The organism is Peribacillus simplex (assembly GCF_001542915.1).
In the GTDB taxonomy this organism is placed as follows: domain Bacteria; phylum Bacillota; class Bacilli; order Bacillales; family DSM-1321; genus Peribacillus; species Peribacillus simplex_B.
This window is the reverse complement of the sequence record NZ_LNNH01000003.1, coordinates 146359-153766: the sequence shown is the minus strand read 5'-3', so window position 1 is coordinate 153766 and position 7408 is coordinate 146359. Positions and strand designations below refer to the sequence as shown.

Annotated in this window: 6 protein-coding genes; 4 read left to right on the top strand and 2 right to left on the bottom strand. The window is 37.8% G+C overall.

Going from position 1 to position 7408, the window contains the following annotated elements; translation table 11 throughout:
- The first annotated feature begins 311 nt into the window (after positions 1-311).
- On the top strand, positions 312-1763 hold the full coding sequence (locus AS888_RS01075) for a spore germination protein (protein ID WP_061140350.1): 1452 nt from the start codon (positions 312-314) through the stop codon (positions 1761-1763).
- A gap of 246 nt (positions 1764-2009) precedes the next feature.
- On the opposite strand, the gene AS888_RS01070 is transcribed toward AS888_RS01075, so the two are convergent.
- Positions 2010-2684 (bottom strand): HAD family hydrolase, encoded by a 675-nt coding sequence (locus AS888_RS01070; RefSeq protein ID WP_061140349.1) that lies wholly within the window; start codon positions 2682-2684, stop codon positions 2010-2012.
- A 19-nt stretch (positions 2685-2703) separates the two neighbouring features.
- Positions 2704-3471, bottom strand: coding sequence for a DeoR/GlpR family DNA-binding transcription regulator (locus AS888_RS01065; protein WP_061140348.1), 768 nt, complete (start codon positions 3469-3471; stop codon positions 2704-2706).
- Between the two features lie 263 nt (positions 3472-3734).
- Between AS888_RS01065 and lacG the strand changes: the two genes are divergently transcribed.
- From lacG to AS888_RS01050, 3 genes are all read left to right on the top strand, one after another.
- Entirely contained in the window at positions 3735-5135 is a 1401-nt protein-coding gene (gene lacG, locus AS888_RS01060) for a 6-phospho-beta-galactosidase (protein ID WP_061140347.1), read from the top strand.
- Positions 5136-5213: 78 nt separating this feature from the next.
- Positions 5214-5528, top strand: coding sequence for a PTS sugar transporter subunit IIA (locus AS888_RS01055; protein ID WP_061140346.1), 315 nt, complete (start codon positions 5214-5216; stop codon positions 5526-5528).
- A gap of 15 nt (positions 5529-5543) precedes the next feature.
- On the top strand, positions 5544-7256 hold the full coding sequence (locus tag AS888_RS01050) for a PTS lactose transporter subunit IIBC (RefSeq protein ID WP_061140345.1): 1713 nt from the start codon (positions 5544-5546) through the stop codon (positions 7254-7256).
- Positions 7257-7408 lie beyond the last annotated feature (152 nt).

The following is a 7408-nucleotide window of genomic DNA, read 5'->3' as shown; positions in this document are numbered from 1 at the left end:
CGAAGAGCCCAAATCTCGTAACCTTTGGTCAAAATTTCAAAGGAATTTCAAAAGGGGTTCGGAATTTTTTAATTCCGAACCCCTTTTGTCTACAAACTGGTAGGACCATTAAAAATGGTCCTTTTTTTGGTAGTTCAGCATGATTATTGGTCCGCGAAACAATCAATCCAAACAAATGTTTACCACGATAAAATGCTAAAGGAGACAGACGTTTCGATTCTTTATGGATTGAACTTGCGCTGCATTGAATGAGAATAAAATTCAAGATATTTCCTCAAACTAAAGTGAATAAACTTTAAGGGTGAAATTGAATGAGTAAAAAAGATTTGCAGGAAACCATTCAAGAAAATATTAGCGATCTAAAGAAAACATTTCATCATACATCTGATCTTACCGTTAGAAAGATAAAAACGGGCTTCAAGAGTTCTGTCGAAATCAACATTGTCTATTTGGATGGAATTATTGATACAGACCTCATACAGGAATATGTTGTCAAACCATTATTGGAGCCTTTCAAGACTGTAAAGTGTAATGAATCACTTACTGATCAAATTAATGAAAGATTGATTGAAGCTGCTGATGTGAAAACCACGACTCAGTACATAGACGTAATAGAAGCTATCGTAAAAGGAAATACCATTATATTGATTAATGGCCATCGAAAAGGAATTATCGTACCATCAGCCAATTGGAAGGAAAGAAGCCTTGAAGAATCACTAGGGGAACGTTCTCAAATGGGTCCCATTGTTGGTCTGACAGAACAAATGAAAACAAATATTAATATGTTAAGAAGTACCATTAAAACTCCTGATTTCTGTGTAGAACCAATGGAATTTGGAACATTCTCGAAAACAGCAGTTTCAATATTATTTATAGAAGGGATTGTGGATAAAGGAATTTTAAAAGAAGTACGAAAGAGGCTAAAAAGCCTAAAAATAAAATATTTGCTAAATTCAAAAGTTGTGGAAGATGTATTGGAAGGAAAACCAAGAACCATTTTCAATTTAGCAAGAACTTCAGGACGAATTGATGGAGTTGTATCCTCATTATATGAAGGAAAAGTAGCAATTATAGTGGATGGTTTCCCTAGTGCAATTATTGCACCTACACTTTTTATGGATTTATTACAGGCGCCGGATGAGTATCACGTAAAAGCGGGTCGCTTTTCAAATCGAATAATAAGAATGATTTGCTTTTTCTTAGCTGTATACCTACCTGGTGTTTATATCGCGATAGCAAATTTTCATAAAGGAGATTTAACTAATAAAATTTCGAAGGCACTCATAACTAAAAATGAGTTATTACCAACCTTTTGGGAAATAGCTCTTCTCTTATTTATCATAAGAATCTTATTGGATGCATCTTATCGTATTCCGAAGGCTTCAGTGATTTTGCTTTCCTTGATCGGAACTATCGTAATAGGCGAAACAGCTGTTACGGCAAAACTAATTCATCCACTTAGTCTCATAATCGTAGGTATAACGACTATTTCTAGTTTTCTACTCGCCAACAGAGGAATGCTAGCTGCTGAAAGTACTTTAAGACCGCTTTTTTTGATTATTGCTTATTTTTATGGATTTAATGGATTAATCATTGCTGCAACAATTAAAATAATATATATGGCAAGACTTAAATCTTTAGGTGTTCCCTATCTTTCGCCTTTGCTTCCGTTTAGGATACAGGAATGGAAAGATACAATATATAGGGGAGATTTACAGACACTAATTAATAGCAAACACACTTATCCTGAGGAGAATGATTGATTCATTTATTCGTTATTTTGGTTCAAGCTTGCAAACCTTTTGCTGTGGTGAAAAAGAATTCAAGACAATTGCAGCGATTCTCCATTCTACGAAAAACCTCGTTGAAATTCAGCGAGGTTTAGGCTTATCCATATGTTCTGATTTGTTTACTCCCACTATTGAATCGTGACAGTTCATTGTTATGACAAGAAATCTCCCAAGTCCATCCCCATAAAAAGAGCCCCAGTATCACTCTCCTCAAAAGGATTAACTTGCAATCACTTCAAAAAATTTAGTGAAATCGGTTATGATTCCATCGCTTCCTAGTTGTTTTTCTTCGAATAACGAGCGATTTTTACCGAATGGATCGATGGCGATGATCTTGCCGATTCCTGCTTTCTTCGCTGCTGTAAGTCCCGAAAAAGCATCTTCAATTACTAAGCATTCAATTGGTATAAGCCCTAATTTCTTCGCCGCAATAATGAATATATCCGGTTCCGGCTTGCCAGGGAAGCTCCCGTCATCAAAGGTCACTTTGTCAAAATCAAACCACTGGTCCAATTGAAAAATATCAAAGTAAAATTGAACATTTTCCTTTACCGTAGCGGTCGCAATGGTGATGGGCATTCCTGAAGCTTTCAGCTGATTTAACATGTCCGCGAGGCCATTGGTCAGCTTTAGTTCATCCTTGTTCTTCAGACATAATTCCCTGTAGTAGGCTTCTTTTTCAAAAGACATCTTTTCGATTTGCGCATTTGTCAACTCTTTTGAGATAAAATGGGTAAGGATTTCCTTATTCGTTCTTCCATGAATGTTAAGCAAAATATCTGTATCCGATATGGCCTTAGGGGAATATTTCTTTACCATGTAAAACCATGCCTCTTCGTGAATATGCGAATCTAGAAACATGGTGCCATTAAAATCAAAAATAATTCCTTTCAATGAACTACCCCTACCTTTTCTATTCATTTTTTTCTGCGATTTTGATATCTACATATTGCTCGTAATGGGCTAGGACATCCTTCACAACGTTATCATCAGTAATCAAATAATCCATATCATGTAAATCATAGAAAACGTAAAAATCTTCTCGATTGAATTTTTTATTGTCTACTAACAAAAATTTGGTTCGAGAATTATTCAGCGCAATTTGATGTGCTTCTCCTTCTTCGACACTATAAGTAGAGATTTCATCATTATGAATGCCATTTGCACTAATGAAAGCCTTCGTGAAATTGAATTTTTGCAAAGTATTATTGGCAATAGGCCCAACGAAAGCACCAGTGTTTTTTCTATAGTCGCCGCCAATCAGGATAATATCTGCCGCTTCGCAATGCGTTAAAATATTGAATACAGGATAGTTATTCGTAATAATCCTGATTCGTTTGTTCAATAGATATTTGGCTAAAAGTTCAATTGTAGTACCTGGTCCGAGAAAAACCGTATCGCCGTCTTCTACATACGATGCAGCCAGCTCTGCAATTTTACCTTTTGCTTCTACTTGAACACCAAGTTTTTCATGATGTGATAACTCTCGATCTATTGAGTGGGAAATACTCTGAGCACCGCCATGGATGCGAACGATTTTTCCGGCTTTGTCAAGTTCCTCTAGATCTCTTCTAACTGTCATATCGGAAACATCCAGTTCATCCATGATCTCATTCACCGTAATGATTCCTTTGGAGTTAACGATATCGATGATCTTTAATAACCGTTCTTTTTTTAACACATCTAATCACCTCAACTTTAAACACAATTTATCATAGAAGAGAAACATAGGTCAATAAAAAAACAAAAACAAACATTTATAAAGAGCGCTAAACGATCCTGTTCATATCGTGATAAACAGTGATTAACCTAATAATCAATCGCTTACATTTTTTGAAAAATCTATTGACAATCATTTTGTATACGCTTACGATAAACAAAAGTTAACAAAAACAAACATTTTTTAACTAGCTTGTATAAACTTTCATTAGGGGGATTCAAGTCATGCTGAAATTACCAAGTGATTTTATTTTAGGCGGTGCCACAGCAGCGTATCAAGCAGAAGGTGCAACAAAAGAAGGCGGAAAAGGACCTGTTGCTTGGGATGAATTTCTAGAAAAGCAAGGAAGATTCAGTCCTGATCCTGCAAGTGATTTTTATCATCAATACCCGGAAGATATAAAGTTATGTAAAAAATTTGGCATAAATGGCATTCGCCTTTCCATTGCTTGGACAAGAATTTTTCCAAATGGCTCAGGAGAAGTCAATCAGGAAGGCGTCGATTTCTATCATGATGTTTTCGCAGAATGCCAAAAACATAACGTCGTTCCTTTTGTTACGCTCCATCATTTCGATACACCAAAAGAATTATTCGATAAAGGTGATTTTTTAAATCGTGAAACACTAGAAGCTTTTGTTGACTATGCAGAGTTTTGTTTTAATGAATTTACCGAAGTTAAAAATTGGAGTACGTTTAATGAAATCTATCCCGTTGCGACAAACCAGTATTTACTCGGTGTGTTTCCTCCATCTATCAAAAGCGACTTCACAAAGATCATTCAATGCTTACATAATATGATGGTGGCGCATGCAATGACGGTTAACTTATTCAAGGAAAATAACTATCCTGGTGAAATTGGCGTCGTCCACTCGTTGGAAACAAAATACCCTGCCAGTGACTCAGAAGAAGACCGTCATGCCTGTTTCCTGGATGACGCGTTATCAGTCAGGTTTCTCCTTGATGCCACTTACCTCGGTTATTATTCGGAGAAAACCATGCTTGCACTGGATGAGATCTGTCAGGCAAATGGTGCGAAATACGAGTTTTTGGACAGTGATTTTGAAATCATGAAAAAAGCTTCAACACGAAATGATTATCTCGGCATCAATCATTATCAATGCCATTTCGTTAAAGCATACGACGGAGAAACCATGATTCATCATAATGGCACCGGCGACAAAGGAACCTCGGTTTATAAAGTAAAAGGGATTGGTGAAAGGATTTACAAAGAAGGACTGAAAAGAACGGATTGGGACTGGCTCATCTATCCTGAAGGAATGTATGACATTCTCATCCGTATTAAACAAGATTATCCAGATTATAACAAAATATACATTACGGAAAATGGCATGGGCTATAAAGATGAATTCGATGACGGAATCATCATGGACAAACCAAGAATGGAATATTTAAAAGTTTATTTGGAAGCCATTAGTAAAGCTATCACTGATGGTGTCAATGTAAAAGGGTATTTTTTATGGTCCTTAATGGATTTATTTTCTTGGACAAACGGTTATAACAAACGTTATGGTCTTTTCTACGTCGATTTTGAAACCCAAAAACGATATCCGAAAGAATCCGCCTACTGGTACAAGCTTGTAAGTGAAACGAAAACGATCGTTTAATTTTCACGCATGATGGAAAGAGTCTCTTTTCATCATGCGTTGCCAAAAAATATGAAATCGCTATTGGAGGTTACTTATATGAATAAAGAAGAAATACAAATGCTCGGTTTTGAAATTGTTGCTTATGCTGGGGATGCTAGAAGTTCATTATTAACATTACTAAAAGAAGTGCGTGCCGGAAACTTTGATAATGTGGAGGCAGGCCTAAAAAGTGCCGATGAAAACTTACATCTCGCCCACAATGCACAGACGAAGATTCTATCGGAAGAAGCCGCAGGAAAAGATATGGATATAGGATTTATTTTCATACACGGCCAAGACCACTTAATGACAACTTTGCTTCTTCGTGAACTCATCCAAGATTTCATTGAACTCTATCGTAAAAACCGTTAATTTGGAGGGGAAGTAATGAACGGTGTAATCAAGCAAATCGAAAAAGGAAAACCTTTTTTTGAAAAAATTTCAAGAAACATTTATTTAGGGGCAATTCGTGACGGTTTCCTAGCCGCCATGCCGGTCATATTGTTTGCGAGTATGTTTATTCTTGTTGCGGCTGTACCGGAAGTATTCGGTTATACTTGGCCTGAAAATGTATCCACTTGGCTTTGGAAAGTGTACAACTATTCAATGGGAATCGTGGGACTGCTTGTTTCTGCCACAACGGCAAGATCTCTGAGTGAATCGGTAAATCGCAGAATGCCAAAAAATCAGTATATTAACTCTACTTCCGCAATGCTCGCTTCCATCGTTGGTTTTTTAGTTTTAAGTGTTACTCAAATCGATGGCGGTTTTTCATCGGAATATCTCGGTACAAAAGGTCTTTTAGCCGCTTTTGTATCTGCTTTCATTACGGTCAATCTTTATAAGTTCTGTGCACTTAAAAATATAACGATTAAAATGCCAAAAGAAGTTCCAGGAACGATATCGCAAACGTTTAAGGATGTCTTTCCATTCGCCTTTTCCGTTCTTGCCATGGTTATCATGGATTTAATCGTTAGAGGTACACTTGGGGTCCCTTTTGCAGAAGCACTCGCTACTCTGCTGTCTCCGTTATTCACAGCTGCTGATGGGTACCTGGGAATCTGCATCATTTGGGGAATGATGGCACTATTTTGGTTTGCCGGGGTACACGGACCTTCTATAGTGGAGCCAGCTATTGCCGCCATTATTTACGCTAATGTAGCCACAAACTTACAGCTTCATGATGCCGGTGAGCAAGCATCCAACGTGCTTACGGTCGGACTTGGAAACTTTGTCGGTACTATGGGAGGGACCGGTGCTACCCTTGTCGTTCCGTTTATTTTCCTTCTTCTTGCTAGATCAAAACAGCTGAAAGCAGTCGGAAAAGCATCCGTAGTACCCGTGTGTTTTGCCGTTAATGAACCGCTTTTATTTGCTGCACCAATGATTTTAAATCCTTATTTCTTCATTCCGTTTTTAATGACGCCAATGATTAATGTTTGCTTGTTCAAGTTCTTCGTTGACGTTATCGGGATGAACAGCTTCATTTATGTCCTGCCATGGGCAACACCAGCACCAATCGGCTTAATACTTGGTACAGGTATGGGACTCTGGGCTTTGGTTCTTGCAATCTTATTAATCGTCGTCGATTTCCTTATTTACCTTCCGTTCTGTAAAGCCTATGACAACGAATTGCTGGCAAAAGAAGCAAAAAATGCTGAATTGGAAGCAGCTGTTGGAGTTTCCCGAGCAGCGCAACCTGCAATGGTCGGTGCAACAGGAACAGATACATTCGCCATCATGAACAACAATGCTCAAGTGGAGGAATCCGCACCAACGCTGGAGAAAAGCATCAACGTCTTGGTGCTGTGTGCCGGAGCGGGAACAAGTGCCATGTTAGCTAATGCATTAACGGAAGGCGCTAAACAATACAATGTCCCGATCACTGCATCAGCAGGTGCTTACGGTTCTCATTACGAGATCATGAAAGACTTCGATATGGTGATTTTAGCTCCGCAAGTAGGATCATATTATGATGACATTAAAGAAGACACAGACCGTTTAAACATTAAACTCGCTGCCACAAAAGGGGCAGAATATATCAATCTCACTAGAAATTCGCAAAAAGCCATTGATTTTGTCCTGGAACAGGTCAAATAAAAATGGAAGCGACAATGAATCCTCCAACAACGATTCAAGGCGGTGCCTAGTTAAACGAGTACCATATTAAGCTTTTAAAGAACGGAAAATCAATAATCGGAAAACGGAATGCACCTTAAATTTTAGACGAAAATCTGATATTTGGGGTGTAT